Origin of the sequence: Pseudoalteromonas sp. S2755 (assembly GCF_005886535.1) — a bacterium.
In the GTDB taxonomy this organism is placed as follows: Bacteria; Pseudomonadota; Gammaproteobacteria; order Enterobacterales; family Alteromonadaceae; genus Pseudoalteromonas.
Genome location: NZ_PNDS01000173.1, coordinates 1 through 1,713 on the forward strand (window position 1 = coordinate 1; position 1,713 = coordinate 1,713).

A 1,713-nucleotide genomic window follows, 5' to 3' on the forward strand; every position below is an offset into this window, starting at 1 on the left:
CTGACTCACATAGAATAACTATGCTACGCAGGCTCTGCCTTGTACAAATACCAATCAAACTGCTGCAAAAACAAACTTGAAAGGTAAACAGGCCCTAATCTAGGCTAAGAGCAAGTCACGCAGCTTTGTAAAACAGCGTGGCTATTTTCATGTTGGCGAGCATGCTAGTTCGCTAAAATCCATTTTCTTATCTATATTTCATACTTTATTACCAAAACTATGCTAATAATGCAGTCATGCATATTGTTTGTTATGGAATAGCTTATGAACTTTTTTCGAAAGCCAAATCAAGAAGTTGAAAATTTGACCGCTGAACTTAACCGTGCCCGGGCATTACTTTCTGCTATTGATGAGGCGGTCGCGAAAATTGAATTTACACCTGATGGCCATATTGCTGCGGTCAATCAACACTTTCTCGCTGTGGTGGGCTATACCGAAGCTGAAGTGATAGGGCAGCATCATCGTATTTTTTGTCATAAGGACTACGTAAATTCGTCAGAATATCGCAGTTTTTGGGCTAACCTTAAGCGCGGCCAAGCTCAGTTTGGCAATTTTGAGCGTGTTAATAAAAAAGGAGAAGTGGTTTGGCTCGATGCTACCTACTTCCCAGTTGAAGAGGATGGCAAGGTTACTCGTATCGTGAAAATTGCGAGTGACATCACAGCAGAAAAACTCACGATAAAAGCACAAGAAGCGATAGCCAACGCGCTAAATAAATCTATGGCAACAATAGAGTTTACGCCTGAGGGAGTGATTTTAGATGCGAATCAAAATTTCACTGCAACAGTGGGTTACAAGCTAAGTGAGATTAAAGGCCAGCATCATCGAATTTTCTGTGACGATCGCTTTTATAAAGAACATCCACATTTTTGGCAAGAGTTGGCAAAGGGTCAGTACAAAAGTGGGCAGTTTCTCCGATTAAGTAAATCCGGTGAAAATATATGGATTGAAGCAACGTATAATCCTATTTTCAATGAGCACGGCAAAGTAATCAAAGTCATAAAGTTTGCAACGAATATAACATCTCGTGTGCAAAAGGCCCATCAAGTGGCAAAAGTAGCTGAAATTGCACAAGTAACTGCAGAGCAAACTGAGCAGATAGCCGCTCGTGCGAGTTCATTATTGCAAGAGTCAGTCAGTACTTCAGGGCTTATTTCTAATCAAGTGCAAAATGCGATGGCCGCAATCTCAAAACTTAATGAACAGTCAAAAGGGATCTCTGCAATTGTTTCTACCATTAGTGCAATTGCGGAGCAAACTAACTTACTGGCGTTAAATGCAGCGATAGAGGCCGCAAGAGCGGGTGAGCAGGGAAGGGGATTTGCAGTGGTAGCCGATGAAGTAAGAAGCCTAGCTGCTCGTACTTCACAATCGACCAACGAAATTAATGAAGTGGTCAATCAGAATGAAGTGCTAACCAAAGAAGCCACCGCATTGATGAATACTGTGTCTGAAAGTACAGAGCTTGGCCTTGCGCAGATCGATGAAGTGAATAAAGTGATGGATGAAATAAAACAAGGTGCAGAAAATCTCACAAACACGGTTAAAGGGCTGTCAGACTAACCTAAATATCGCCGCATAAAGCGGCTTATATGGACTCCTCCAATTGTACAAGCCATTTTTTGCATTATTGGTGTGATTGCGTGCTTATATCCGGGCTCTTGATGAGGTGCTACCTCGGCCTCTTTGATGTATTCGCGCCCTTGTGCCTTC

General features: G+C 42.2%; 1 protein-coding gene. It reads left to right on the plus strand.

Annotated features, from left to right (window positions below; genetic code table 11):
- Positions 1-264 precede the first annotated feature (264 nt).
- Positions 265-1,563, plus strand: a complete 1,299-nt coding sequence (locus CWC03_RS21920) for a methyl-accepting chemotaxis protein (RefSeq protein WP_138583657.1) — start codon at positions 265-267, stop codon at positions 1,561-1,563.
- The last annotated feature ends 150 nt before the right edge of the window (positions 1,564-1,713 follow it).